The sequence below is a fragment of the Rothia sp. HMSC075F09 genome (genome assembly GCF_001810515.1).
In the GTDB taxonomy this organism is placed as follows: domain Bacteria; phylum Actinomycetota; class Actinomycetes; order Actinomycetales; family Micrococcaceae; genus Rothia.
The window spans coordinates 139980-165358 of the sequence record NZ_KV801798.1; the positions used below are offsets into that span (position 1 = coordinate 139980).

General features: G+C 55.5%; 22 protein-coding genes. 16 read left to right on the forward strand and 6 right to left on the reverse strand.

Annotated features, from left to right (window positions below; genetic code table 11):
- Positions 1 to 297 precede the first annotated feature (297 nt).
- On the forward strand, positions 298 to 2106 hold the full coding sequence (locus tag HMPREF2749_RS08035; RefSeq protein WP_246823523.1) for an ABC transporter ATP-binding protein: 1809 nt from the start codon (positions 298 to 300) through the stop codon (positions 2104 to 2106).
- Between the two features lie 101 nt (positions 2107 to 2207).
- Here the strand turns inward: HMPREF2749_RS08035 and HMPREF2749_RS08040 are convergent, their stop codons facing one another.
- On the reverse strand, positions 2208 to 3176 hold the full coding sequence (locus tag HMPREF2749_RS08040; protein ID WP_070594027.1) for a glycosyltransferase family 2 protein: 969 nt from the start codon (positions 3174 to 3176) through the stop codon (positions 2208 to 2210).
- Positions 3173 to 4135 (reverse strand): alpha-1,2-fucosyltransferase, encoded by a 963-nt coding sequence (locus tag HMPREF2749_RS08045; RefSeq protein WP_070594029.1) that lies wholly within the window; start codon positions 4133 to 4135, stop codon positions 3173 to 3175. The genes HMPREF2749_RS08040 and HMPREF2749_RS08045 overlap by 4 nt, the downstream gene beginning before the upstream one ends.
- Positions 4136 to 4316: 181 nt before the next feature.
- On the opposite strand from HMPREF2749_RS08045, the gene HMPREF2749_RS08050 reads away from it, so the two are divergent.
- The 12 genes from HMPREF2749_RS08050 (at position 4317) to HMPREF2749_RS08105 (ending at position 18125) form a co-directional block, all read left to right on the forward strand.
- Positions 4317 to 5237, forward strand: a complete 921-nt coding sequence (locus tag HMPREF2749_RS08050; protein WP_070594031.1) for a glycosyltransferase family 2 protein — start codon at positions 4317 to 4319, stop codon at positions 5235 to 5237.
- Between the two features lie 258 nt (positions 5238 to 5495).
- The gene (locus HMPREF2749_RS08055; protein ID WP_049341578.1) at positions 5496 to 6494 is read left to right on the forward strand and encodes a CgeB family protein; all 999 of its coding nucleotides are present in this window, start codon (positions 5496 to 5498) and stop codon (positions 6492 to 6494) included.
- On the forward strand, positions 6485 to 7051 hold the full coding sequence (locus HMPREF2749_RS08060) for an acyltransferase (protein WP_012904026.1): 567 nt from the start codon (positions 6485 to 6487) through the stop codon (positions 7049 to 7051). Before HMPREF2749_RS08055 ends, HMPREF2749_RS08060 begins: the two co-directional genes overlap by 10 nt.
- Positions 7044 to 8138, forward strand: a complete 1095-nt coding sequence (locus HMPREF2749_RS08065; RefSeq protein WP_070594033.1) for an RNA-binding protein — start codon at positions 7044 to 7046, stop codon at positions 8136 to 8138. Before HMPREF2749_RS08060 ends, HMPREF2749_RS08065 begins: the two co-directional genes overlap by 8 nt.
- The gene (locus HMPREF2749_RS08070; protein WP_049346748.1) at positions 8138 to 8866 is read left to right on the forward strand and encodes an acylneuraminate cytidylyltransferase family protein; all 729 of its coding nucleotides are present in this window, start codon (positions 8138 to 8140) and stop codon (positions 8864 to 8866) included. The genes HMPREF2749_RS08065 and HMPREF2749_RS08070 overlap by 1 nt, the downstream gene beginning before the upstream one ends.
- A 90-nt stretch (positions 8867 to 8956) precedes the next feature.
- Positions 8957 to 11200 carry an N-acetylneuraminate synthase family protein gene (locus tag HMPREF2749_RS08075; RefSeq protein WP_070594034.1) on the forward strand — a complete coding sequence of 748 codons (2244 nt, stop codon included), beginning with the start codon at positions 8957 to 8959 and terminating at the stop codon, positions 11198 to 11200.
- Between the two features lie 11 nt (positions 11201 to 11211).
- The gene (locus HMPREF2749_RS08080; RefSeq protein WP_049346745.1) at positions 11212 to 12297 is read left to right on the forward strand and encodes an acyltransferase family protein; all 1086 of its coding nucleotides are present in this window, start codon (positions 11212 to 11214) and stop codon (positions 12295 to 12297) included.
- Positions 12294 to 13409 (forward strand): glycosyltransferase, encoded by a 1116-nt coding sequence (locus tag HMPREF2749_RS08085; protein ID WP_049352053.1) that lies wholly within the window; start codon positions 12294 to 12296, stop codon positions 13407 to 13409. Before HMPREF2749_RS08080 ends, HMPREF2749_RS08085 begins: the two co-directional genes overlap by 4 nt.
- The gene (locus tag HMPREF2749_RS08090) at positions 13406 to 14809 is read left to right on the forward strand and encodes an O-antigen ligase family protein (protein ID WP_049352044.1); all 1404 of its coding nucleotides are present in this window, start codon (positions 13406 to 13408) and stop codon (positions 14807 to 14809) included. Before HMPREF2749_RS08085 ends, HMPREF2749_RS08090 begins: the two co-directional genes overlap by 4 nt.
- A 2-nt stretch (positions 14810 to 14811) precedes the next feature.
- Positions 14812 to 15852: a glycosyltransferase family 4 protein gene (locus HMPREF2749_RS08095; protein WP_049352043.1), complete on the forward strand. Its 1041-nt coding sequence runs from the start codon at positions 14812 to 14814 to the stop codon at positions 15850 to 15852.
- 65 nt (positions 15853 to 15917) lie between these two features.
- Positions 15918 to 16865, forward strand: coding sequence for a glycosyltransferase family 2 protein (locus HMPREF2749_RS08100; protein ID WP_070507832.1), 948 nt, complete (start codon positions 15918 to 15920; stop codon positions 16863 to 16865).
- Positions 16866 to 16877: 12 nt separating this feature from the next.
- Positions 16878 to 18125 carry a glycosyltransferase gene (locus HMPREF2749_RS08105; protein ID WP_070507830.1) on the forward strand — a complete coding sequence of 416 codons (1248 nt, stop codon included), beginning with the start codon at positions 16878 to 16880 and terminating at the stop codon, positions 18123 to 18125.
- A gap of 89 nt (positions 18126 to 18214) precedes the next feature.
- Here HMPREF2749_RS08105 and HMPREF2749_RS08110 read toward each other — a convergent pair whose 3' ends face one another.
- The 4 genes from HMPREF2749_RS08110 to rfbA all read right to left on the reverse strand — a co-directional run bounded on the left by HMPREF2749_RS08110 (position 18215) and on the right by rfbA (position 21919).
- Positions 18215 to 18523: a PqqD family protein gene (locus tag HMPREF2749_RS08110; RefSeq protein WP_012904017.1), complete on the reverse strand. Its 309-nt coding sequence runs from the start codon at positions 18521 to 18523 to the stop codon at positions 18215 to 18217.
- Complete coding sequence (locus HMPREF2749_RS08115; RefSeq protein ID WP_049352238.1) at positions 18520 to 19377, reverse strand: nucleotidyltransferase family protein; 858 nt, start codon at positions 19375 to 19377, stop codon at positions 18520 to 18522. The genes HMPREF2749_RS08110 and HMPREF2749_RS08115 overlap by 4 nt, the downstream gene beginning before the upstream one ends.
- A gap of 112 nt (positions 19378 to 19489) precedes the next feature.
- Positions 19490 to 20962: a tyrosine-protein kinase domain-containing protein gene (locus HMPREF2749_RS08120; protein WP_012904015.1), complete on the reverse strand. Its 1473-nt coding sequence runs from the start codon at positions 20960 to 20962 to the stop codon at positions 19490 to 19492.
- A 96-nt stretch (positions 20963 to 21058) separates the two neighbouring features.
- Positions 21059 to 21919, reverse strand: coding sequence for a glucose-1-phosphate thymidylyltransferase RfbA (rfbA, locus tag HMPREF2749_RS08125; RefSeq protein ID WP_012904014.1), 861 nt, complete (start codon positions 21917 to 21919; stop codon positions 21059 to 21061).
- A 74-nt stretch (positions 21920 to 21993) separates the two neighbouring features.
- On the opposite strand from rfbA, the gene rfbB reads away from it, so the two are divergent.
- The 3 genes from rfbB to HMPREF2749_RS08140 all read left to right on the forward strand — a co-directional run bounded on the left by rfbB (position 21994) and on the right by HMPREF2749_RS08140 (position 25320).
- Positions 21994 to 22992, forward strand: a complete 999-nt coding sequence (gene rfbB / locus HMPREF2749_RS08130; RefSeq protein ID WP_070594035.1) for a dTDP-glucose 4,6-dehydratase — start codon at positions 21994 to 21996, stop codon at positions 22990 to 22992.
- Positions 22992 to 24416 (forward strand): dTDP-4-dehydrorhamnose reductase, encoded by a 1425-nt coding sequence (gene rfbD / locus HMPREF2749_RS08135; protein ID WP_070594036.1) that lies wholly within the window; start codon positions 22992 to 22994, stop codon positions 24414 to 24416. The genes rfbB and rfbD overlap by 1 nt, the downstream gene beginning before the upstream one ends.
- A 244-nt stretch (positions 24417 to 24660) precedes the next feature.
- Positions 24661 to 25320: a 50S ribosomal protein L25/general stress protein Ctc gene (locus HMPREF2749_RS08140; RefSeq protein ID WP_012904012.1), complete on the forward strand. Its 660-nt coding sequence runs from the start codon at positions 24661 to 24663 to the stop codon at positions 25318 to 25320.
- The last annotated feature ends 59 nt before the right edge of the window (positions 25321 to 25379 follow it).

The following is a 25379-nucleotide window of genomic DNA, read 5'->3' on the forward strand; positions in this document are numbered from 1 at the left end:
CTTCTCTATACAACGGTAGCAGGGGAAGGCTTGGAGAGTGTGTCCCTCTATGATGGGTAGTAGAAGTTAAACAGGCCTGCAGCACCAGAAACGATGTTTATGGTGCAGAATGTTAAATTTTAGAATACCTATTTCAAACTTGTTTATTATTGAAGGAATAACTTTGTATCTAATAGTAAAATTTGGATTAAAAATCTGAATTTATTGCAGATACTGTAATACTTCTTCTCTCGCTCAAGTTATTTGTTCTATTGCGGATTGTTATCTGCAGAAGGTGCAGGTTTTATTGTGAAGACTATGTACTCTAAGATCCGACTTTTCTTCCCTGGTAAGAAATTTAGGCTCCTCATCGTCAATATCATTGGCCTTTTCCTTGTATCGCTGTTCGAGATGCTTGGTGTTGCGCTGGTGCTTCCCCTGGTGAACCTTGCTATGGGAGCTCCCCGTGAGGGTTTCATCTTGAAAGTTTCTAATTTCTTTGGCAACCCAGATACTCCGACCTTGATTATTATCTTCGGTTTGACTCTTGTTGCTGCGTTTGTACTTAAAGGCGTTTTTTCGCTGGTTGTCCGTCGCTGGAGTCTTAGCTTTCTTGCAACCCAGCAGAGCGCGGTGTCGGTAGCCCTCTTGAATCGGTACACTCGTGAGCCTTATCTGGATCACCGTAAGCGTGGCGCAGCCCCAATTTATAACGCGGTGAATGATGTTACCGCCCAAGCATACGGTGCCTATGTCGGCGGTGTTTTGGGATTTGTCGGTGAATTGCTGTCGATTCTAATGCTTATGGTCATGTTGCTCGTTATTATGCCTGTTCCAGCATTGATAGCAATGGTTTATTTCGGACTGACATCCTTCGTTCTGCAGAGCGTTCTTAAGCGTAAGAACCGTGAACAGGGTGTTATTGTCCTGAATGCGACTAGGGGTGCATGGTCTGCGATGATTGAGTCGGTAGACAGCTTCCGTGAGATTCGTCTGTATGACGCGACTGATCGTTACATGTATCGTTACCAGGAAAAGCGTCTGGATGCGGTAAGTGCTTCTATGCGTAGTGCTTTCCTGTCCGAATTTCCGAAGTACACCCTTGAAATTATTTTTATCTTGGGTATTGCGGGTCTTCTTGCGTTTATGAGCGCAACTCAGGGTGCAGATAGCACTGGGTATCTGCTTCTCTTCGCAGGTGCTTGTATCCGAATCCTGCCGAACTACACTCGCATGGTGGCATCCCTTGGCAACATTCGTGCAGGTGAACATGCCAGCGACGAACTTGTGAAGGAGATCGAGCAGCTCACGCCTGAAGCCCGAATGTTTAACCTAGCTTCCAAGCCTGTTGTTCCGGATGATTACGAGTACATCAATAAAACGATTGAACCGATTGACATTCAGATTGATAATTTGAGCTTCCAGTACCCTGATGGCGATAAGCCGGTTCTTAACAATATTACGCTGGATGTCCCGATGGGATCCTCAATTGCCTTCGTGGGTGGCTCCGGATCGGGCAAGACGACTCTAATTGACCTAATCTTGGGCCTCTTTGCTCCGACCAATGGACAGGTACTGAAGAATGGTGAGTCGATTCAAAAGGATTTGCGTTCTTGGCATCAGCGAATTGGTTATGTGCCTCAGGATGTTTTTATCGCAGACTGTACTGTAACTGAAGCAGTCGCTTTTGGCCTTGAGCCACATGAGATTGATGTTGAGCGTGTTAAGTACTGCCTTGAAGTTGCTGCGCTGACTGAGGTAGTAGAGTCCTTGGAAAATGGCCTGGACACTAAACTGGGGTACAACGCGACCCGTCTTTCGGGCGGCCAGAAGCAGCGTATGGGCATCGCCCGTGCCCTGTACCGTAACCCGAGCGTGTTAATCTTGGACGAAGCGACCAGTGCATTGGACAACGAGACTGAGCACAAGATTACGAAGACCATTGAGCGAATCTCGAAGGATATCACTGTAATTATTGTCGCTCACCGTCTATCGACAGTTCGCAATGTTGATCAGCTGGTTTATCTCTCCAATGGCCGAATTGCTAATCAAGGCACCTTCGCTGAGGTGCAGCGAGCAAACGCAGAGTTCGCTAACCTGGTGAAGCTGGGCCAGTTGCCGGACTAGTCTCATAGCTTGCATATCTAAAAAAGAAGGGGCTCTCGTCATGAACGAGAGCCCCTTCTTTTGGTTTTATATTGTATTTTTACCGTCTGGAAAGATCCGCGTTAAATACCTGTGCTCGTCTTCTCATTGAGCAAATGAACGATTTCTTTAAACTCTTGAGGTAAAGAACCAATAGGTGTAAGAGGGCCGGTTGGACGCCAAGTGATGGTCTCATGGTCAACCTCGCCGCGCAAAAGTGCTTCCCACAGGGGGGTAGCACTTTCAAAGGTTATATCACCATTACGTCTCCAGTGGTACCCCATATCTTCAGGCAAATCGGTGGCTTCCAATGCCTTAGCCCCTTGACGTAGCTTGCGAGCAAATTGTTCCTTTGAACGCCAGGGGTAGTGGATGATAGCAACTTCATTAAGCTTCTGCTTACCCGGTGCAATGACCTCATGGTTACCCATTTTGATAACGGCATTTTCCCAGCGTGAGAAACACACTTTCAGGTCCCAGTGGGGAGTTGGATCAACCCTGAGACTAGGTCCTTCAATACTGGGAAAAACGTTGTACAGCTTCGTCAGTTCGATAGTGCGCCCCTTTTGCGAGCGTAGGACTTCCGATAGCGGAGCGGAAACACCATACCAAAATTCATCAGCGTCGAACGGGATAATCCATTCAGCGCCCGCCTCCATCACCCGGTCAGCAAGCCAGGTCATTTTCTCTGATTGGTAGTAGGCTAGTTCACGGTCCTGAATAACGTGCACAGGTAGGATCTTGCTGAGTTCGAGCAGTATCTCATAGGTCCCATCTGAAGAGCCATTATCAGCTGCTAAGATATGGTCCACACCTTGATCGAATAGATGTCGGATTGTCTGCTCGATGATATCTGCTTCGTTCTTCACCATGGTTATGCCCCATATAAAGGGGCCGGAGGGGAGAACCGTGTGGGTAAATGTTTTATCGAGCGAAGCGTAACGTTCTTTAAACTCAGTACTCTCACGGAGCGCAATGGCTTCGCGTTTTTTATCATGATTAATTTTCAGCACGAAAAGCTGGTGCTTGAGGGATTTAAGAGCGTTAATCACAGCATTTCACCCGTAATCCAGTTTTTACCTTCGGGGTGATGCACAGCAACCCAATGAGTACGGTGCATCTTTGGGCGGCTCTGATAGATACGAGCATCTTCAGAAATAACTTGATGAATATCAGGGGAAAGGACGAGCTTTTGGGCCAGCAACTCACCGATATAGGCGCCCCAATAACCGAAAGTCGTGTTGGTCAGAATCAGGTAAGGGGCGCTGGCCACAAGGGCCAGATCGTCGAACATACCGGAACCCTGCTTTTCAAAGATACAGGGTGCTACTGAGTTCAGGTGTGAGAGGTTTTCCTCGCACCACTGAAGATCATCTGATACAAAAATAATCTTTGAAGGAGTTACGGTATCCTGAAGTTTCTTCAGTGCTTCCTCCACATAGGTCACCGTATCAATTCCGAAAACCTCATTAATTTGAGGCACAGAATAGTAATCGCCACGGCGAATGTTAATGACGAGAGAATTTTCATCCACTATGTCCTGCATTCTTGCAAGGCGCTCGCTAAAGGACTCTGAAGAAAGAAGGTACTCGCGAATAAAAAAGTGCAAATCTTCTTCGCTGATATCCTTCTCAATATCCGTCGGGAAGTAGCCGCTACGGCGGGTAAAGAACGTATACTCTGACGAAGAAGCCGTAATGGAGGCAAGCTTCGGGAACTCCTCGGTCCATGCCTCCATCCCGGGACCATAGAGCAAAGATGCTTTGTCGGTGCCGTGATGGCGGAGAGTAGCCGCGCGGGCCCATAGATACAGCCAATTACCTCCCCGGGAGATGGGGTAGGAAAGGAGAATAAATTTTTCGCCGCGGCGTAGAAGGTTAATATATTTCCCCAGATACTTATGGCGAATAGAGTTGTAAGCCGTATCGACAGCACGTTTGAAAGCGGGGTGCTGAACAGTGTATACGGCGACCCTTTCTGATTCATTGATGGGTTGGATATCAGAATCCACGAGAAAGTCCCCTTTCGGATGTGTAAGATAGCGAGTTGATAGTGGGCGAGTATTTGTTAACTGCATAGGTGATTGAAAAGTGCAGCTGAAAAAGTAGTGAAGTTGTATAATCCTAGAGACGATAGCATCCACCGCTACGGTGGTTTCTATTATCCCTCTCACTCAAGAAAGATTGTAATACATGACCTTCCTTCCCCGCGTTTCTGCGGTTATTCCTTTCTACGGCGAGCCGGAGCCGGTTCTTGCCATTATTGACACTCTGCGTGCTCAGCAGGGCATTGACTCCGCAGACATTGAGATTATTGTCTCTGATGATGTTTCGCCCATCCCGTTCCCCGAGGTTGAGGGCGTGACCGTGGTTCGCCGCCCTGTTAACGGTGGTTTCGGTAAGGCTGTGAACTCCGGTGTTGCTGCCGCGACCGGTGAATGGGTTTTCATCCTCAACAGCGACCTGGAGCTGGATAACACTTTCGTCTCGCGCATGCTCGCAGCCGTGGAACGCCACGGCGAGGTACTGGCTAGCCCCCAGATTATTGGCCACGACGGCAAGCAGCAGTGGGTCGCACGTAAGTTCCCCACCGCAGCGCATATTGCGTGGGAATGGTTCACTCCGCTGGCTCGTTTCAAGCCGACCGACTGGTGGCACCGCGGCGTCGGTCACGACGTTGAAGCATGCACCGGTACCTCGGACGCGAAGGTCGACTGGGTTATGGGTGCATGCATGGTTGTTCCTCGTACGACCTTCAACCGCATCGGTGGCATGGATGAGCGTTTCTACATGAACAGCGAAGAGGTGGATTTCCAGTACCGCCTCTCGAACGCTGGTGTGGACCGTTACCTGATTCCTTCGGTGACTGTAACCCACGAGGGTGGCGGATCTTCGCCCTCCGAGCGTCGTGTGCAGTGGCTGACCACCGCTCGCTTCATTTATGCGGATAAGTGGGGCTGGGAGAAGAAGCTCGCTGCTGCTCTGCGTGCTACCAGCTACGCAAACTTTGCGGTGAACTCGGTGCGCGGCCTGCGCAATAAGGATGTGGACGCTCGTGGCTTCCTTGCCACCGAGCTGGAGCGTATTGCCAAGGCAGAGCGCCGCGAGAACTAGGCACGAAACGTGCGGAGTCTGCAAGAGTAATTCCGGAGGATTTCTAGCTCTCTTCGTAAGAAGGCGCATATAGAACGTAGGAGGCGACACAGTGCACTCGAGTGTGTCGTCTCCTGCTTTCGTTGTAAAATTTCAATAGGTATGTTTTGCCTCAAGTTGTAGGTGAAACTTTCCGTTCCTCTTCACTCCAACACATAGCACCGCACGGTTTTACCCTGCGGGTTCTTATAGCAAACGCCGACAGGATTCAATCCTCATATGACTCAGCCCAAACTTCTACTGCTCTCGCCCGCATTCCACGGGTACTGGAAGGCAATTCAGGCATCCCTGGAAGTGCACGGATACGAAGTGCGCACCCACATCTACGATGCGCCGGGTACTCTGCCCGAGCGCATCCTCAACAAGCTTGCCCACGAGCTGCCCGAGAAGTACCGCCCCGAAAGCTTCGCAGCGCAGGCTACCCGTAAGGCTATTGACGCTTTCAACGAATTCCGCCCCGATATTGTGCTGGTCATTAAGGGCGATATGCTCTCCCGCGAATGGTGGGACCTGCTGAAGACCTCCGGTGTTCGCTACGGCACCTGGCTCTACGACGAAATGCGCCGCATGAGCTACACCGAAGAGGACCTGCACCACCTGGGCTCGCTGGCAAGCTACAGCCCGCTGGACGCGCAGCACCTGCGTGAGCAGGGCTTCGAGGTGCTCGATATGCCCAACGCCTACGACACCCATTGCCCGGTTGTCCCCATGCGCGAGGACTCCATCAACTTTGTGGGTGCTAAGTACCCCAACCGTGAGGAGACCCTGCAGGCGCTGGTCGCAGCCGGTCTGCCGGTGCGTGCTTACGGTCGTGCCTGGTCGCGTCACCCCTACGATATTCTGCGCACTAAGCAGTTCAAGGATTCCGGCGTGCCCGCAGGTCGCGATGTTGACCGCTCCGAGGCGTACGGTATTATGGCGTCCTCCCCGGCAACGCTGAACATCCACAATAACCAGGATGGTTTCACCATGCGTACCTTTGAGGCTCCCGGCGTGGGCGCTCTGCAGGTGATTGACCGCGCTGACGTGGATCGCTACTACATTCCTGGGGAAGAGGTTCTGGTCTACGAGAGCATTGATGAGCTCATCGAGATTTGTACCCGTATTTTCCGTGAGCCGAAGTGGGCTCGTCAGATTCGTGAAGCTGGTCAGAAGCGTACTCTGGCTGAGCACACCTTCGATCAGCGTGTAAAGATTTTGGAGCAGCTATGGGCCTAAACCTTTCTAAGATTGTGACCAAGATGCCGAGCGTGCGTTGGCACATGGCAGACCTGCTGGGCAAGACCCTGTACTCGCGGGCGTTCGGCTCTTTCGGTTCGGGGACTGTTCTTGTCCGCCCTCTGCGTATGGTCGGTGTAGAGAACATCTACCTTGGTGACCAGATCGCAATTTACGAGGATGCCTGGATCGCTTCTGAAGCCGGAGGTATTCTGCGTATTGGTTCTGGGACCTATGTCGGTCACCGTAGCCATATTCACGCTCTGTCGAATGTGACTATTGGTAAGGATTGTGTCTTTGCCGATAACGTGATGGTCAATTCTGGCGAGCACCCTCTGGACTCTCTGCATGATGTGCAGCCCGGAGGCGACATCGTGATTGGCGATCGCGTTTTCCTTGGTCAGAATGTGTCCGTGCTCGGTGGTGTCACCATTGGAGATGGTGCGGTGATTGGTGCTGGAGCTGTGGTCACCCGCGACATTCCGGCTAACGCTGTGGCTGTGGGCATCCCGGCTACCGTTATTCGAGTCCGTTCTGGGGAGAAGCAGGATGCTTAAATACCCTCTAGATTTGGATGCTTGGCAGGCGTGGCAGAGGCGTCAGAAGAAGCTGAAGTGGGTTAAGTACAAGCTGAATTCACTTCTTGACTCTGCACGTTCCCGAACCATTGCGGAGGAACCCGTACACGGCCTTCTGTACACTCGCGGTACTAAGCCTCAGGTGCTGATCGTTATGGATTCGTTCTCTCCGACGAACCGCAACGCAATCTTGGAGCCTCTTAAGCATCTAGATGCTGTTGACGTGGCTCTGTGGGTTCCTGAGGACGCTAGCGAGTACCTGGACGGACAGTACGCGAGCGAGCACTACTCGCGCAAGGACTGGACCGAGCAGGAGATTTCCGGTGACGAGCTGATGCGCCTCCTGCCTGATATTCGCATTGTGCTTTCTGCAGCCCAGTTCCTCAGCCGCGGTGCAGTAGCTTACGAGTTCTCTCGTGCAATTGGCGCAGAGTACTGGATGGTTCAGCACGGCCTGCTGGTGCCTCAGGCACCGCCGCTACCGGTCGGATGTACCCTGCTGGCTTTCAGCGAAGCTGATGCCGAATTCTGGGCATCAGGCCGCCGCGATGTCACCACTCACGCGGTGGGTTCGCAGCTGCTCTACCTCGCGGCGCAGAAGGCAGCCGGTGCTGAGGCGCAGAAACAGAACGACCTGGAACCGATCTTCCTAGGACAGATGCACGGTGCGGAACTGCCGCGCGCATCCTTCGCGTACGCTTCCCACTCTTTCTTGAAGAAGTTTGGTGGAACCTACCGCCCGCACCCGAGCGAGAAGGACAAGCTGTCGGTGCTGACCCACAAGCTGTGGGAGAAGGAAGGCATCCGCATTGACCGCTCCGGCACTCCGCTGAACGAAGTGCCAAACCCGGTGGTGTCCATCTTCTCTACCGGTGTTTTGGAGGCTGCGATCCGCGGTATCCCGGCGTGGGTTTACCACCCGGCACCGCCGGCATGGCTCGTGGAATTCTGGGACCGCTACGGCATGAACCAGTGGGGTCAGGAACCGACCCCGGCACCGGTTCAGCCGAAGAAGGAACCGGCACAGCGTATCGCTGAACTCATGATTGAAATTTTGGAGGCATAATGCGTATTCTCTGCGTCATCCCCGTGCGCGGTGGCTCAAAGGGCATTCCGCGTAAGAACCTGCGCCCCATCGCGGGTAAGCCGCTGGTCGCATGGACCATCGAGCAGGCACTGGCTGCTAAGGAAGAAGTAGCCGGCGAGCACGAGCTGCGTGTTGTCGTCTCCACCGACGATGCTGAGCTGGCTGATATCGCCCGCGAGTACGGTGCTGAGGTACCGTTCATTCGTCCGGCACACCTGGCTGAAGACACCACTGCAACCGAGCCGGTCATCGAGCACGCCATCGAGTTCTACACCGAAAACGGTTGGGAACCCGAGGCTGTCATGCTGCTGCAGGCAACCAGCCCGGTGCGTCTGCCCGGTACTCTGGCTCGTGCGGTCCGCCAGTTCGCGGAGAACGGTAAGGACTCCATGGTCGGTGTGATTCCGATTGGTCCGTTCATCTGGACCTGGCACGCTGACGGTGAGCCCACCGCGGCGTTCGAGATTATGGCTCGCCCGCGCCGCCAGGAGCTGACCAAGGAAACCTTCCGCTACCGTGAGAACGGTTCGATGTACATCACCAAGACCCACGTGTACATGGACCACCACAACCGCCTGGCGGGCTACCCCGGCGGTACCATTGATTTGTTCATGCTGGACGAGGTCGAGGGTGTCGATATTGACGCACCGATTGACTTCTCCGTGGCAGAGCACCAGCTCACTCAGATCCTGTCCGAAGGCAAGTAACCTTCACCCGCGGCAGTACCTCTTCTGCCGCTTCCGGCTTGACCAGCACTCAGGCATTCAACTAAACGCTCAAACGAAAAGGTCAAAATCGTGATTATTGAACGCAATATTGCCCCCTACGTGGTCTTCGCTGAAGACCCGATTCTCAACGCCCTGCAGAAGATTTCTGCTAACGGCCAGCGCATCATCTTCCTGGTGAATGAGTCCGGTATTCTGCGCGGTTCGCTCTCTGACGGTGACTTCCGTCGTTGGCTGATTGCTAACCCGACCGCATCCCTGGAGACCAGCGCCCTGGACGCTGCGAACACCAACCCGCAGACCGCACCGGCTGATGCTGATCCCGAGACCCTGCGCGCATACTTCGCGAAGGGCATCAACCACGTGCCGCTGACCGACGAGCGCGGTCACCTTGTGGCACTGGCGATGGATGAGCAGGACGTCCTGCGCATCGGTAAGCACACCATCAGCGAGGATTCCCCCTCCTTCATCATTGCTGAGATTGGTAACAACCACCAGGGTAGCGTTGACTTCGCTAAGGAACTGGTGGACCTGGCTGTTGAGTCCGGCGCGGACGCTGTGAAGTTCCAGCTGCGCGACATGGACGCTCTGTACCGCCAGCGCGGCGCAGCAACCGCAGGTGAGGACCTGGGCGTTCAGTACACCCTGGACCTGCTCTCTCGCTTCTCCCTGACCGTTGACCAGATGTACGAGGTCTTCGACCACGTCAAGCAGCACGACATGGACATCATGTGCACCCCCTGGGACGCACCCTCCGTTCAGGCGCTGGTTGACTACGGCATCCAGGGCATGAAGATTGCTTCTGCTGACCTGACCAACCACGAGCTGCTGCGCGACGTGGCTTCCCGCGGCCTGCCCATGCTGGTTTCCACCGGTATGAGCCGCGAAGAGGAAATCCGCGAGTCGGTTGCCCTGCTGCGTAACGCTGGCGCGTCCTACGCTCTGCTGCAGTGCCAGTCCGCATACCCGGCACCCTTCAAGGACGTCAACCTGGCGTATATGGACCGCCTGGCTGAGATTGGTCAGTGCCTGGTCGGCTACTCCGGTCACGAGCGTGGCTACCACGTGCCGATTGCTGCTGTTGCTCGCGGCGCGAAGATTATTGAGAAGCACTTCACCACCGACAAGACCCTCGAGGGTAACGACCACACCGTCTCCCTGCTGCCTGAGGAATTCAAGGCAATGGTTCAGCAGATCCGTGAGGTTGAGGCGGCTATTGGCTCTGCTGCTCCTCGCGAGGTGTCCACCGGTGAGCTGATGAACCGTGTGAACCTGGCAAAGTCCCTGGTTGCTACCCGCCACATCGCTAAGGGCGAGGTTGTGACTGAGGCTGACGTTGCTGTGAAGTCCCCCGGTCGCGGTCTGCAGCCGAACCACCTGCCGCAGCTGGTCGGCCGTACCATGCAGCGCGATGTTGAAGAAGGCTCGTTCTTCTTCGAGGGTGACCTGAAGGACGATCTGGTGACCCGCCGCGACTTCAAGTTCGACCGCCCCTGGGGTCTGCCGGTTCGCTACCACGACTACAAGCCGCTGATCGAAGAGGCGAAGCCGGACTTCTTGGAGTTCCACTTCTCCTACAAGGACCTCGAGATTAACATCGACGACGTCTTTGACTCCAAGCTGGACATGGGCTTCACCACCCACCTGCCCGACCTGTTCGCAGGCGACTTCCTGGTGGACCTCGCGTCCAAGGACCCCGAGGTGTGGGAGCGCTCCATCGCTGAAGTTCAGCGCACCATTGACATCACCCGTGACCTGACCCGCTACTTCACTGTGGATGAGGACCCGGTCATGGTTGTGACCATGGGTGGCTTTACCAAGGACAAGCATATCCCCGTTGCTGCACGTGCTGAGAAGTACGAGCGTATCGGTGAGGCTCTGAAGCGTCTGGACGCATCTGGCGTTCGCCTGGCTGCTCAGACTCTGCCTCCGTACCCCTGGCTGATGGGTGGTCAGCAGTACCACAACCTGTTCCTGGATCCGAAGGACACCGCGGAGTTCTCGCGTGCATTCGACACCGCGCTCTGCCTGGACATCTCCCACACCATGCTTGCCTGCAACTTCCTGAACATTCCGCTGTCGGAGGCTGTTGAGCAGCTGGCACCGCTGTCCATCCACCTGCACCTGGTGGACGGCACCGGTGTTGACGGTGAGGGCGTTCAGGTTGGCGAAGGCGATGTCGACTGGGCATCCCTGGGCAAGCAGTTGCGTGAGCTGGCACCGAAGGCTTCCTTCATTCCCGAAATCTGGCAGGGCCACATCAACAACGGTGAGGGCTTCTTCACCGCACTGGACCGCCTCGAGAAGTGGCTGTAGGACCGGCGTCTATGGCCAAGTCTCAGACCGTAAAAGCTCGGGAGGGTGAAGTTCTAGATCAGGACTTCATCACTCCCGGGCGTTTCCGGGAGCTGGACGGGTTCCGTGGCCTGGCTGCTATTACTGTGGTGATTTATCACCTGGGTGTTCCTGCTACGGAGAACTATCCGCGGACTGCTCCTTCGCCCTATGACATTCCTCTGGGCGAGTTGGGTGTTCAGCTCTTCTTCATCATTTCTGGTTTCGTAATTCTGCTCAGTGCCATCAAGAGCGGGTCTGCGCTGAAGTTCGCTATTTCGCGTTTTTCTCGTATTTACCCGACCTATTGGTTCGCGCTGGCTGTATCGGCTCTGGTGTATTTCATCTACGGAAACCCCGGACGCCATATTACGATTCCGCAGACCCTGATTAACACGACGATGCTGCAACGCTTCCTGCGTGTGGATAACGTGGATCAGGTGTACTGGACCCTGGCAGTGGAGCTGCAGTTCTACGTGATGGTTGCCCTGTACCTGATTATCCGGAAGGGAAAGATCTACCGTAGGGAACTGACTACGATTCTGCTCACCTGGTCGGTTATCGGTACGGTTCTGTGTTTGCTCTTCCACCCGGAGGCTTCTCTCGGTGGAGCACCGAAGATGATTGTGTGGGCTGCTGTTGCGGAGCACTCCTCGCTCTTTAGCCTGGGCATGGTGTTCTTCATGTACAGCCATGATCGGAAGTTCACCTGGCATATTCCGTACTTTGCGATTCTGGCTTCCCTCAACGCAGCACTGATGCATGATCTTGCTCATGGAATCGGTGTGGCACTGATTAGTCTGGTGTTCTTCATCGTTGTATACCTGAAGAACGTTCCGGTACTTTCGAAGGGTCCGCTGAATTTCTTGGGGCGTATTTCCTACCCCCTGTACTTGGGCCACGCTATGGTCGGTTATATGCTTGTTGATATGTTCTACCCGGTGGCTGGCCCCTGGGGAGCACGTATTATTGCATTGGTTTTGGTGATTTGCTTCGCCTACCTGGTGCATATTTCCATTGAAACTAAGGTTTCTGCATCCTTCCGTTCTTTCCTCACTCGAAAGTTGACTAAGGCATGACCTCTACACCAACGGCTCTTTGGGTCGTTCCGGTTCCCGATTTTGGTGGAGTAGCTCGGCACGTTGTCGATATGGCACGTGCCGGGCTCCCCGGCTTTAACCTGGTGGTTCTCGCACCCGAAGGTAAGCTCACGAGCCGCCTTGAGGAACTGGGCGTCACCGTCATCAAGGCTGAGTTCGGCCCCGACTACGGTTTTAAGACTTCCTTTGTTTCTCTGCAGAAGGCTGTTGAGCAGCTTCGCCCGGATATTGTGCACAGCCACCTGGCGTATGCGGACGTTGTAGCGACCGCTGTAGTCAACGCGCTACGCATCCGTAGCGTTATCAAGCGCGGCACCTGCGTGCCGAAGCTTCTGACCACTGAACACGGTATCGCCGGTAATGATTCGGTGTACCACGGCAGCTCCTGGCGTTCTAAGCTCATGGAAACCGTACACCGTGTGCGCCTGTGGGGCACCGACCAGGCGATTGCTGTTTCCCGTTCCACCGCTGATCAGATGCGTGCCAAGTGGGGCGCTCGCGGCGTGGAGCTGGTGTACAACGGCGTGGATATCCCTGAGGTGCGCGCGGCTGTTGAGCAGCAGCGTGTACCTGCCGAGGGCGGTCCGCGTATTCTTTCGCTGTCTCGTCTGTCCCCTGAGAAGGGTATTGACGTGTTGCTGGATGCTTTTGCGCAGCTTCGTGCTGATTACCCGCAGGCTCATCTTGAGATTGCGGGCTCTGGCGATTTGGCGTCCGAGTTGCAGGCTCAGGCGCAGCGTCTGAACCTGGGTGATTCGGTGACCTTCAGCGGTTTCGTTAACCCGATTGAGGCGATGGGCCGTAGCGACATGATTGTTCAGCTGTCGGTGTGGGAGAACTGCTCCTACACTCTGCTGGATGCTAAGGCAGCCGGCCTGAAGACGGTCGCTACCGCTGTGGGCGGCAACCCGGAGATTCTGGGTGCCGACGAGCTGGTGGACCGCCAGAGTGCAACCCTGACTCAGGATGTTCTGCAGGCTATGCGCCAGCAGCTGCTGAAGGGCGAGTCTGAGCCTTTCACCTGGATCTCGAATGAGCAGATGGCTGCTCAAACTACTGAGATATACGCTCGTACTTTGGAGAAGAAATGACTGCAGCTCACTCTCAACCTGCATCTGGAACTAAGTACCCAGCTTCCGCAGGTACCTCTTCGAGCAATGCTACTCGTTTTGGACAGGCTACGAAGACTGAAGCGAAATACCTTGCTAGTAGTGTTTCGAAACTGTCAATGCTCGACTTCTGGGCAGGGTTTGGCCTGATTTTTATTGGTATTACAACAGCGTTTTTTGCTATGCCGGTGGGAACTGTCGTGGTGATGGTGCTTGTACTCTACAACTTGACTAAGCCTGCCAAAATCGAGAACACCTACAACGGGCTATTCTTTACGATTCTTCTGCTAGCCATTGGTTGGGCACTATTCGAGACTTTGACGTTCAATAGCTTCCCTGTTGAGTATGCGATTCGTCGTGCTGTGCGTATGGCGGTTGTGGTACTGCTTGCTCTGCAGATTGCGCAGAAGAAGATTGATATCCGTTCTCTACTGTTTGGTGTGGCCTTTGGCCTCTTGGTCAACGTCATTGGCTTCTATGCGGGTATAGCACCTGATAACTATGGCGGTACGTTGACCGGTTGGCTCAATGATAAGAACCAATCGGGTCTGTACTATGCGCTTTTCGGTTTCCTCTTTGTCGCCATGGTCAGAAAGACAAGTCACCGCCTTGTCGCTATCGCTATTACTGCGGGCATGTTGTGGTTGACTGGTTCTCGTACTTCATTGGCTGCGTATGCATTCGCCGTCCTGTGGCTGTACTTCTCCTACCGTCTGAATCTCTTCGGCAAAGCTGTTCTGGCGTATCTGTTTTATCTAGGCGTGAACTACCTGGAAGATAATTTCGCGCGTGCTGGTGCTTTCGCGGATCGACTCGGTAGTGACCTATTGCGTCAGCGAATTGATGAAGGAATGTACCGCATGATTGATGTGGTTCCGTGGTACGGCGGCGGTCTGGGTACTGCACAGGTTCCACTACAAGATCGATACTTTTACTTCCATAACTCATATATGACGCTGGTCCAGGAGGCTGGATGGCTCTATATGATTGTGATTGTATCCTTGATGATTTCTGCCGCATTCATCTGGAAGCAGCCGCGTGCTCAGCGCATTGTTATTGCCGAAGCCGCAATGGTGATTATCATTATTACCTCCCAGCGTCTTGGTGAGGTGATTCTGACTGTGCCGTGGGCTATCGTGGTGGGTCTTGCACTGCTGTACCTGAACCCGGATAAGGATCTGGACGCTTCGGATAGCGGTCATCATGAACCAGGTGCTATGCAGAAGGTGCAGAGCAGTGATGAAAAACCTGAGCCGCAGAACGGCAAGCTCATCGAGCAAGAAGCTCCTGTCTCTGTACCCCCCCAAGAAACGCCTAAGAAGCCGACTACTTCTAAATCGTTTGACGTCAGTTCTATCCGCCAGCGGGCAAGGAAAATATAACGATGAAAGAGCTTTATATAGCTACCAATAACGGTGACATAGGCGGCGGCGAGGTCATGCTCCTGAATATTGCTCGCGCAGCCCGTAGCCTTGGCTACAAGGTCACTATTGTGGGTCCTTCCGAGCCGAAGCAGCTTGTAGAAGCTGCTGCGGATGAGGGGTTCCCCCGCATTGTCTTGCCGGCTAAGAACCGCGCACAGTACATGGTGGCTCTGCGTAGCTGGCACGCTCGCCATAAGGACGTTCTGTTGTGGTGCAATGGTCTGGTTCCCGCAGCGGCAACGGGCGGCCGTAAGAACCGCATCGTGCACCTGCACCAGCTGCCTACCGGTGTGAACGCGAAGCTCGTACCCTTTGCCCGCCATAAGGCGTCTGTCACCCTGGTGCCTAGCCGCTATGTGGCTCGTGCCTGCCCCGGTAGCGAGCTGTTCGCGAACTGGGTCAGTGGTGTGTCCACTGAGCTGGATCACCGGGTGGGGGAGCGACGCCTCCGTATCGGTTACCTGGGACGTTTGACCCCGTCCAAGGGTATTGCAACCCTGTGCCAGGCGATGAGCTCCTTGAACGCTAACGGCATTGAATACGACCTGGTGATTGGTGGCGAGCCTGTCTTCGCAACTGATGAAGAACGTGCTGAGGTTGAGGACGCCCTAGCCCGTGTTGCTACGTTCAGCACGCGTTTGGGCTGGACTACCCCAGACCGTCTTTTCGGTGACATTGACATGCTTGTTGTACCTTCGATTGCCCCTGAGTCCTTTGGCTTGGTGGTCGCTGAAGCGATGAGCGCGCGCGTCCCTGTGGTTGTCAGTGATGCTGGTGCTCTGTCGGAGGTGCTGGGCGGCGCGTCGTACCCGTACGTTGTGCCTGCTGATCAGCCGGTAGCTCTTGCACAGGCCATTAAGAGCCTGGGTACTGAGCTTCGAGAAGATACGGATGCCCTGGCGGAGCGAACCTCCGAGCTGTTCTGGCGTTGGCAGGAGAACTATTCGCCTGAGGCTGGTCAGGTCCGTGTCGGTGAGATCCTGGAACGTTTTATCCGCTAAGGTGCTTCTAAACCTATAGATCATTCCCAACGGATATCCTCTCACTCAAACCCCGAAGGAAAATTATGACGACTACCCACCGCTACAAGGCTGCGGTTATCATTCCCTCTCGCGGTGGTGCAGATATTCTGCACTACCCGCTGGATGCGCTTGCCGCCCAGACCGAGAAGGACTTCCAGGTTATCGTGGTCCTCGACGGCGATATTGACAACAGCGAAGCTGTGCTTGACCGCTACATTGCGGAAGGCAAGCTGAACCTGACCAAGATTGTTTTCGAGGAGAACCGCGGTCGTGTGGCAGCGCTGAACGCTGGTCACCGTGCGGCTGATGCGGATATCCTCATCCGTTGTGATGACGATCTTGAGCCTGCTGCTGACTATGTCGAGGCGCAGATTCGCCTGCACCGTGATTATGACGGTGTGATTGGTACCTTGAAGAACGTGTACCCGGACACTCCCTATTCTCGTGTGTACGGTAACTTCCGCGATGCCCGATTCAAGGAGGGAGCCCTCAGCGTAGCTGAAGAAGGCCGTTGGCTGTACTGGAACGGCAACTCTTCTATCTCTGCGGAGTACTTTGACCGTACTGGCGGATACGACCCTGCGTACCGCCTCTACGGGTGGGAAGACGTAGACATGGGCAAAATGGTCCATGACGCTGGTGGCCGCATCATCATCTCTGATGAGGTTGAGGTCAAGCACTATGCTGAGGCTACCACCACTGCGGTGCGTGCCCTGCGTGCCCTACACTCGGGTTCTGCTCGCACCATCTTCGTGCGTAAGCACGGCGATGCGGCGCACCCTGCCCCGAACCCGACCGGTCCCTGGGGTTTCTTGGTCAAGACCCTCGCTCGTTTCACCACCGAGAAGACCATCAAGGCTCTGGGGGATGCGAGCGATAAGATTCTGCTCAAGCTGCCGGCTAAGGCGGCTGAGAAGCTTGTGGCTTTGCAGGTTGAGGCTGCATCTTACGCCGGTATTCACTATCCTGAGCGAGCTCAGAAAGTTTTCTAGGAGGAAAAGAAAATGTCACTCACTCAGCTCTTGACCTCCGCTCCGTTTACCGGGCCGAAGAACCCTGACGCGGTGCTTGCGGATATCCCGAAGAGCCTCAAGAAGCTTGGCCGCCTGGTGCGTCGTTACGTGCCGCTGGTGAAGCCTGAGGCTACTGAAGAGATTGCAATTGCCCACGACTACCTGACTCAGCGCGGCGGTGCGGAGCGTGTTGTGCTGGCAATGCACCGTGCGTTCCCGGATGCACCGATTTACACGACTCTGTACGACCCGGAGGGCACCTTCCCCGAGTTCAAGGACGCGAAGATTATCACGAGTCCGCTGAACAAGATTGGCTACCTGCGTCGTAACCACCGTATGGCTCTGCCGATTCTGCCGTTTGCTTCTTCTCTCTTGAAGGTGCCGGCTGAGCGTGCTGTGGTGTCGACGACCGGCTGGGCGCACGGCTTCAACTTTGCTGGTCGTAAGTTCATTTACTGCCATTCGCCGGCGCGTTGGCTGTACCTGAGCGATCAGTACCTGGGTGAGAAGAGCACCGGTCCCGTGCCGTTGCTGCTGAAGACTCTGCGTCCTGCACTGATGCTGTGGGATCACTGGGCGGCTCACTGTTCGGCGGTGTACGTGGCGAATGCGAGCGTGATTAAGAAGCGTATTGAGAACGTCTACGGTAAGAAGGACGTTCCGATTTTCTTCCCGCCGCACTCGGTAGACGCCACCGCACCGGTTGAGCCTATTCCGGGTCTGGAAGAGTTTACCGAATCGGACGATTACTTCCTGATTGTTTCGCGTCTGCTGCCCTACAAGAATGTTGATAAGGCTGTTGAGGCGTGTAATGAGTTGGGTAAGAAGCTGCTGGTGATTGGTCGCGGCCCGGAGAAGGAACGCCTGGAGGCCCTTGCTGGCCCGACTGTTCGTATTGCTTCGGGTGTCTCGGATGCGCAGCTTCGTTACGCGTACCGTCACTGCTTGGCGCTGCTGGCTATCTCTTATGAGGACTTCGGTATTACCCCGCTGGAGGCGGGCGCTAGCGGCAAGGCCGTGATTGCCTACCGTGCGGGTGGCTTCCTGGATACCATTCAGGAAGGTAAGACCGGCATGTTCATCAACCAGCCGACTGTGGAACAGCTGGTGGAAGCCCTCAAGGCTTTCAATCCGGATGACTGGGATGCCGACTACATCCGTGAGCACGTTGATGGCTTCTCGGAGGCTCGTTTCATCAGCCGCCTGAAGATGTACGTGCAGGCTCTGCCTGAAGACTAAAAGAGCTCAACGGCTCATAGAAGAAGGCGGGGCGGTAGAAACTAAGGTTTTTTTCTACCGCCCCGCCTTCTTTGCGCCTTCTGGAGGCCTTAGCGGGCCTCTAGGAGCCCCTTGGAGAGTAGCTCGGGAATGAAACCCTCAATCTGCGGTCCCATGGTCTCTATGGGCTGTTCATACATTTCGCAGAGCTCGTCGATAGCATCCTGCAGAGACATCGGGTCCTCAAAAATACTCCAAATAATGGAGGCAGAATCCTGAAGAACAGACAGCTCACCGTTGGCAAGATTCGCGAGATAAGTTGCCGTGGGGGAGTACTTAGCGAACTCTTCAGAATGAACATACGCGATGTTCTCGGGGATGCCGTATACGGTCTGACGGGAATCTACCGGATTGCTCATTTTTTCACCTTGATTCCGAAACGATCAAAGAACTTTGCACGTATCTCTGCCTTAGTGGGGGTGCGTCCCAGCTGCATCGCCAAATGGTCCTTATTCACAAAGAAAATATTTTTGAGGGTGCGTAGCTTATCGTGCAGGGTCGTCGCCGACTGCAGACGTCCGATCCACTGGATGTAGTGGGGCACATCCTGGGAGACCGACAGCCACAGTAGGTAGTCGCGGTCGTCACGGTACTGCTCCAGACCGCCCATAGCCGCGCTATATGCCAGGGACGAGTCAAGCTCCTCGGCGCGGGCTTGTAGGCGCTGCCAATCGCTGTAGGAGAGCAGAGAGACCAGGTAGTTAATATCTGCACTGTAGCGTGATGCTGCGCGGGCGCGGTGAAGCACCACGAGAAGACGCGCGTCCAGATCGCTGGGGACAGTGCAGGGACGGTGAGCAATCATACGGGTCTTGCGTGCCGCCCAGACGCGGTCAAACGCCTTCTCATAATCGCCGTGGCGTCCTAGACCGGGGAAGAAACGATGAATATCAGTCAGGCCCCATGAAGCGTGGTAGAGCGTCATCGCGTGCTCGAACACGGAACCTGTTTCGAAGTGGGCTTGGATACGCCATCCATCTGCCAGAAGGATCTCTACAAAGCGGTCCACGTGAGAGGGACGGACGAGCAGGTCAGCGTCGGAGCTGTACCTGCCCTTGCGGTAAATTTCCTGGGAGAAAGCGTAGCCTTTGACATGCAGAATATCGATGGAGTGCATGTCGGCAATTCGCTGGAAGTAGGCGTGCGCAAGCCGAATCCGTGCCGCGAGCGGAGTAGTCTGCGGCTCCGGGGTATTGGATGAGTGAGTGGTCACAATAGCCTTTCGGTGCACATGTATACCAGATAAGTATAAGGCGGGACAGACAGAAAATACTGCCCATCCCGCCCTAAGTCGCTCCCTATAATTTAGGGCGCTTATTACGTTATTACTTCTTAGCCGAGGACTTCTTTGACGACTTCTTGTCGCCGTCCTTGCCGTAACCGTAGTAGGTTGCATAACCAACGTAGGCGCTTGCGTAGCCGAAGCCGTAGTAGGAGTTACCCAGACCCTTACGGGGTGCACGGTTCAGAACCATACCGAGGAGGTTAGCGTTGACCTTCTTCAGGATGTTGGCAGCCTCGGTCATCTGCTCACGGTGGCTTCGGCCGATAGAACCAACGAGAATCACGCCATCCACGGAGTGGGAGAGCAGCGAAGCGTCGGTCACGGGCAACAGCGGCGGAACGTCAACGACCACGATGAACTCTTCGGAGAGCTCGTTAATCAGCTGGCGCATCTTATCCGAACCCAGAAGTTCGGAGGGGTTCGGGGGGATACGGCCTGCAGGCAGGACGAAGAGGTTCGAATCACCCAGCTGGTGCACAGCGTTAGCAATCTCAACCTGACCAGCCAGAACCTGGGTCAGACCGACCTTAGCGTCGAGCTTCAGCTTCTTAGCCACGGTCGGGCGGCGCAGGTCGGCGTCAATGAGGATGACGGGCGAACCCGCATCAGCCATTGCGCGAGCCAGCGACAGCGACACGGTAGACTTACCTTCACCGGGCACTGCGGAGGTGACGATGAACGAACGCGGGGGAGTGTCAACGTTCACGAAGCGCAGGTTGGTGCGCAACTGACGAATGGATTCCTGTGCGATGTGGTCGTCGGTGTTGCCGTTAACGATGTTTTCTTCGTTCAGGTCGTCACTGACGGGCAGAACACCCAGGATGCTCGCGCCGGTTGCCTTGGTAGCATCGTCACGAGTGCGGATGCGCTGATCCAGTGCGCGGCGCAGGAAGATTGCAGCGTAGACCAGAACCAAACCGGTGCCAGCACCGATAAGAGTGTTCTGCTGGTAATTCGGAGCTACCAGCGGCGGGTTCACGCTTGCGTTATTCAGCGGAATCACGCGAACGGTGTTGCCGCCAGTCGGGGATGCACCGGTGTTTTCGCCGTTTACCAGAGCCTGAGCATTACCGGGGTTCTGCTCAATCTCCTTGATGTAGTCGGCGGTAGCCTGCAACGCACCGTTAGCGAGCAACTGTGCGTTCTTCGGGGAAGAAGCCTGCGCGCTCACGGTAATCAGCGCGGCGTTATCACCCGCAGTTGCAGTGAGGCTTGCACGAATCTGCCCGGTAGTCATGGAGAGTTCGGGGTTGTTCTGCTTAATCTTCTGTGCCACGGCCTCAGAGGAGACGATAGCAGCGTAGGAACGAGCGCGCTCCTTAGCGGCTGTAGAGCCGGAGAGAACATCCACCGTACCGGACTCGCCCACGGTCACGTAGCCCGAGGACGAAGCAGCGTAGACCCTCGGCTGGAGAGAGGCATAGCCGAAGCCCGCTGCGGCACCGACAACGATGCCAATAATCAGCAGCCAGAGGTTAGCCCTCGTGGTGCGGAAAAATTCCAAAATGGTCATGGTAGTGAGAATACTCCAGAAAGTTTGAGTTAGTGTACCTGCAACGTGGAGTGTTGTTGCAGGCGGTGAAGGGATACGAAAATCCCCTGGTGTTTATTAGCGGAGCAATCCGAGCAGGTAGCTACCGTAACCGCTCTTAACAAGCGGGGTAGCAATGTCGCGCAACTGCTCATCGGAGAGCCAACCGTGGCGCCACGCAATTTCCTCCGGGCAACCAACTGACAGGCCCTGACGGCTCTGAACAGTGCGGATGAAGTTAGTGGCATCAGCGAGTGAATCAAAGGTTCCGGTATCGAGCCACGCGGTACCGCGAGGCAGAACCTCAACCTTCAGTTTACCCTGTTCCAGGTAGACGCGGTTGAGGTCAGTGATTTCCAACTCACCGCGCGGAGAAGGCTTAATCTGACGTGCATACTCTACAACCTTGGAGTCGTAGAAGTACAGACCCGGAATAGCGTAGTCGCTCTTGGGGTTCTCGGGCTTCTCTTCGATGGACAGTGCGTTGAAGTTCTCGTCGAACTCCACCACGCCGTAGGCGCGAGGATCAGCAACCCGGTAAGCGAAGACGGTTGCGCCGTCCTTCTGCTCGTAGGTGGCAAGCTGAGTACCCAGGCCGGGACCGTAGAAGATATTGTCACCGAGCACGAGCGCTACAGGGTCATTGCCAATAAAGTCGGCACCCAGAATAAATGCCTGTGCCAGGCCGTCCGGGGAAGGCTGCACCTTGTATTCGAGATTAATACCGAAACGGGAGCCGTCACCGAGCAGTCGCTGGAACTGCTCCTGGTCGGCAGGAGTGGTAATAATCAAAATATCGCGGATACCCGCCAGCATGAGAGTGGACAGCGGGTAGTAAATCATCGGCTTGTCATAGACCGGAGTGAGCTGCTTGCTAATACCCTGAGTGATAGGGTGCAAACGGCTTCCGGTACCGCCGGCAAGAATAATTCCCTTCATAACTTCTTATTGTGTCATGTTTATCTCTTTGTTGAGGCATAAAAATCACTGTTTAGCCAGGTAAAATCTACCGTATGGCTCACATTCTTGTTACCGGCGGTGCCGGTTTTATTGGTTCGAACTTTGTTCACCACCTCATCGATAACACTGATCACACTATTACTGTGCTGGATAAGATGACCTACGCCGCAAATGCTGCGTCTTTGGAGGGTCTTCCCGAATCCCGCTTTAAGCTCGTCGTAGGCGACATCGCCGACCGCGAGCTGGCTGACGAATTGGTCGGCAAGGCAGATGCTGTCGTTCACTACGCTGCGGAATCGCACAACGACAACTCCCTGTCCAACCCCGAACCGTTCATCCACACTAACCTCATCGGTACTTTCAGCCTTCTGGAAGCAGTCCGTAAGCACGGCACTCGCTACCACCACATCTCCACCGACGAGGTCTTCGGCGACCTCGATCTGGACGATCCGGCAAAGTTCACCGAAACCACCCCCTACAACCCCTCTTCCCCTTACTCCTCCACTAAGGCAGGCTCCGATCTGCTCGTGCGCGCATGGGTCCGCTCCTTCGGTATTGAAGCAACCATCTCTAACTGCTCCAACAACTACGGCCCCTACCAGCACATCGAGAAGTTCATCCCCCGCCAGATCACTAACATCCTCTCGGGTTTGACCCCGAAGCTGTATGGCGAGGGCCTGAACGTTCGTGACTGGATTCACGCATCCGACCACTCTTCTGCTGTGCTGCGCATCCTGGAGCAGGGCAAGATTGGCGAAACTTACCTCATCGGTGCAGACGGTGAAGAGAACAACATCACCGTTCTGCGCACCATCCTGCGTCTGATGGGCAAGGACGAGAACGACTTCGAGCACGTGGTTGACCGCCCCGGTCACGACCTGCGCTACGCAATCGACGGTAGCCGCCTGCGTGCAGAGCTCGGCTGGGAGCCGAAGTTCACCGACTTCGAATCCGGTCTTGCCGACACTATTAAGTGGTACACCGATAACCGCGGCTGGTGGGAGCCCCTGAAGGCTGAGGTTGAGGCGAAGTACGCAAAGGCTGGCCAGTAATGACCAAGGAATTGAAGGTTACTGAAACCGAGATTCCCGGCCTGCTCATCATTGACCTGCCGGTTCACGGCGATAACCGCGGCTGGTTCAAGGAAAATTGGCAGCGCGAGAAGATGGTCGCAGCCGGTCTGCCCGACTTCAACCCGGTGCAGAACAACATCTCGTTCAACGCTTCGATAGGTACCACCCGCGGTATCCACGCCGAGCCGTGGGATAAGTACGTTTCTGTTGCGACCGGCCGTATCTTCGGCGCGTGGGTTGACCTGCGTGCCGGCGAGTCCTTCGGCAAGGTCGTCACCGTGGAGCTGGGCCCGGACACCGCAATCTTCGTGCCCCGCGGCGTGGGTAACTCCTTCCAGACCCTGGAAGAGAACACCGCCTACACCTACCTGGTGAACGACCACTGGTCGGCGGATGCAGTATCTGGCTACAGCTTCCTGAACCTTGCCGATGAGACCGTCGCAATCGACTGGCCTATCGACCTGGCGAAGGCGGAACTCTCCGAGAAGGACCGTAACCACCCGCGTCTGAACGAGATCAAGCCCCTGGAAGCCGACCCGATCCTGATTATTGGTGCGGGCGGTCAGCTCGGCACCGAGCTGGTTCGCCAGCTCACCGAGCAGAACGTACCCTTCCTGGCTGTGGATCGCGACCGCCTCGACCTGGGCAAGCCCGAGCAGTGGCGCGACGCATTCCGCTGGCGCTCCTTCCGCGCGGTCATCAACGCTGCAGCGTACACCGCAGTGGATCAGGCAGAAACCCCCGAGGGGCGCCGTGACGCCTGGGCAGCTAACGCCCTGGGTGTGAGCGCTCTTGCCTCCATCTGTGAAGAAGCTAACCTGCCGCTGGTTCACGTATCCACCGACTACGTCTTTGACGGCTCCCTGCCCCTGGGCGAGGAATACCCGGAGGACTACCCCCTGGCACCGCTGAGCGTCTACGGCGCATCCAAGGCTGCCGGTGAGGTTGCCGCCGCCGCATGGCGTAAGCACTACACCCTGCGCACCAGCTGGGTTGTTGGCGCCGGCAAGAACTTTGTGGGCACCATGGCGTCCCTGGCTGAGCGCGGTATCGACCCGTCCGTGGTCGCCGACCAGTGGGGTCGCCCGACCTTCACCCAGGACCTGGCAGCAGCTGCCCTGCACCTGCTCTTCTCCGGCGCTGAATACGGCACCTACAACGTGTCGAACACCGGTGAGGTCATCAACTGGGCACAGTTCGCTCGTGCAGTGTACGAGGGCACCGGCCATGACCCGGCACGCGTCAGCGACACCACCACCGAGGAATACTTCGCCAACGCTGAGCTCTTCGCTCACCGTCCGACGAACTCGGCAATGGACCTGTCCAAGCTGATTGCTGCAGGCTTCACCCCGCGCGATCACCGCGAGGCGCTCGCCGCCTACCTTGCAGAAATGGGTTCCTAATCCTCTAGGATTTGGTCCTAATATCTGCTGATAACAGCATAAAAGGCGTGAAAAGCGCCATATCACAGGTTCCCGGCCCTTGAAGAAGAGCCGGGAACCTGTACAATATTGTCTTGGCCAAGGCGGTGGAATACACGAAACGTGTAGGTCCGTAACTGACGGTGGCTGGTTGGAAAGAGATTTCTGGCGCCAGTCCCTATTCCACTTGGCGCATAACTTCTAACCAAGAAAGGGTGGACAACTCATGTCAGATACCATCAAAATTTCAGCTACCGTACGTAGCGACTTCGGCAAGGGCTACGCGCGCCGCATCCGCATGGCAGGCGACATCCCCGCCGTCATCTACGGCCACGGCGAAGAGCCCAAGCACGTAGTACTCCCCGGCCACGCAACCACCCTGGCTGCCCGCGTCCCCAACGCTATCCTCGACCTCGACATCGAAGGTGAATCACACCTCGCAATGATCAAGGACATCCAGCGTCACGCAATCCGCCCTGAACTGCAGCACATCGACCTGCTGACCGTTAAGCGCGGCGAGCGCGTTGAGATTGAGGTTCCTGTACACGTTGAAGGCGAGCCTGCTGTTGGCGCCGTTGCTAACCAGGAAGAAACCGTTCTTCTGGTTGAAGCTGACGCACTGAAGGCACCCGAAGCTTTGACCGTGAGCATCGAAGGCCGCGAAGCTGGCGCTCACGTTCTGGCATCAGACGTTGAACTGCCCTCAGGCGTAACCCTGGTTGCAGACGCTGAACTGCTGATCGTTAACGTTTCTGAGCCCGAGGAACTCGACGTTCCCGAGCCCGGTGAAGAAGGCGAAAACGCACCCGAGGGTGACATCGTTGAAGCTTCCGAGGAATCAGATCAGGCTGGCGAAGCTCACGACTCAGATAACTCAAAGCACTAGACCGCGCCCTGCGCCTAGCGCAACAATGATTTGTGGATGGCCCGCCGCTACCTCTCTTC

Excerpts from the sequence above, each read along its gene's own strand:
- HMPREF2749_RS08035 (WP_246823523.1), top strand. The coding sequence starts at position 298 with ATGTACTCTAAGATCCGACTTTTCTTCCCTGGTAAGAAATTTAGGCTC.
- HMPREF2749_RS08050 (WP_070594031.1), top strand. The coding sequence starts at position 4,317 with ATGACCTTCCTTCCCCGCGTTTCTGCGGTTATTCCTTTCTACGGCGAG.
- HMPREF2749_RS08055 (WP_049341578.1), top strand. The coding sequence starts at position 5,496 with ATGACTCAGCCCAAACTTCTACTGCTCTCGCCCGCATTCCACGGGTAC.
- HMPREF2749_RS08060 (WP_012904026.1), top strand. The coding sequence starts at position 6,485 with ATGGGCCTAAACCTTTCTAAGATTGTGACCAAGATGCCGAGCGTGCGT.
- HMPREF2749_RS08065 (WP_070594033.1), top strand. The coding sequence starts at position 7,044 with ATGCTTAAATACCCTCTAGATTTGGATGCTTGGCAGGCGTGGCAGAGG.
- HMPREF2749_RS08070 (WP_049346748.1), top strand. The coding sequence starts at position 8,138 with ATGCGTATTCTCTGCGTCATCCCCGTGCGCGGTGGCTCAAAGGGCATT.
- HMPREF2749_RS08080 (WP_049346745.1), top strand. The coding sequence starts at position 11,212 with ATGGCCAAGTCTCAGACCGTAAAAGCTCGGGAGGGTGAAGTTCTAGAT.
- HMPREF2749_RS08085 (WP_049352053.1), top strand. The coding sequence starts at position 12,294 with ATGACCTCTACACCAACGGCTCTTTGGGTCGTTCCGGTTCCCGATTTT.
- HMPREF2749_RS08090 (WP_049352044.1), top strand. The coding sequence starts at position 13,406 with ATGACTGCAGCTCACTCTCAACCTGCATCTGGAACTAAGTACCCAGCT.
- HMPREF2749_RS08095 (WP_049352043.1), top strand. The coding sequence starts at position 14,812 with ATGAAAGAGCTTTATATAGCTACCAATAACGGTGACATAGGCGGCGGC.
- HMPREF2749_RS08100 (WP_070507832.1), top strand. The coding sequence starts at position 15,918 with ATGACGACTACCCACCGCTACAAGGCTGCGGTTATCATTCCCTCTCGC.
- HMPREF2749_RS08105 (WP_070507830.1), top strand. The coding sequence starts at position 16,878 with ATGTCACTCACTCAGCTCTTGACCTCCGCTCCGTTTACCGGGCCGAAG.
- HMPREF2749_RS08110 (WP_012904017.1), bottom strand. The coding sequence starts at position 18,523 with ATGAGCAATCCGGTAGATTCCCGTCAGACCGTATACGGCATCCCCGAG.
- HMPREF2749_RS08120 (WP_012904015.1), bottom strand. The coding sequence starts at position 20,962 with ATGACCATTTTGGAATTTTTCCGCACCACGAGGGCTAACCTCTGGCTG.
- rfbA (WP_012904014.1), bottom strand. The coding sequence starts at position 21,919 with ATGAAGGGAATTATTCTTGCCGGCGGTACCGGAAGCCGTTTGCACCCT.
- rfbB (WP_070594035.1), top strand. The coding sequence starts at position 21,994 with ATGGCTCACATTCTTGTTACCGGCGGTGCCGGTTTTATTGGTTCGAAC.
- rfbD (WP_070594036.1), top strand. The coding sequence starts at position 22,992 with ATGACCAAGGAATTGAAGGTTACTGAAACCGAGATTCCCGGCCTGCTC.
- HMPREF2749_RS08140 (WP_012904012.1), top strand. The coding sequence starts at position 24,661 with ATGTCAGATACCATCAAAATTTCAGCTACCGTACGTAGCGACTTCGGC.